Origin of the sequence: Bacillus sp. SIMBA_074 (assembly GCF_046534555.1) — a bacterium.
In the GTDB taxonomy this organism is placed as follows: Bacteria; Bacillota; Bacilli; order Bacillales; family Bacillaceae_G; genus Bacillus_A; species Bacillus_A mycoides.
Map to the genome: position 1 here is coordinate 1 of NZ_JAWRYM010000967.1, position 249 is coordinate 249.

At 59.0% G+C, this 249-nt stretch carries 1 protein-coding gene; it reads left to right on the forward strand.

The genetic code is table 11. The annotated features are described in order from the left end of the window. Positions 1–22: 22 nt before the first annotated feature. Positions 23–249, forward strand: a 227-nt coding sequence (locus SB773_RS33635) for a hypothetical protein (protein ID WP_486304333.1), incomplete at its 3' end; no start/stop codon positions are given.

The following is a 249-nucleotide window of genomic DNA, read 5'->3' on the forward strand; positions in this document are numbered from 1 at the left end:
CAAGCCGGCGCTGCCCAACCAGATGAGCTACTGGCAGAACTACGAGAAGTTCTTCGTCAGCTTCCTCAAGGCGATGTGGGGCGACAAGGCCACCGCCGACAACCAGTGGGGCTACGACTGGCTGCCCAAGCTCGACATCCCGCAGTACGACGCGATGAAGATGTTCGACAAGCTCAAGGACGGCGAAGTCAACATCTATTTCTGCCAGGGCTTCAATGCGCTGCTCTCGTTCCCCAACCGCGGCAAGCT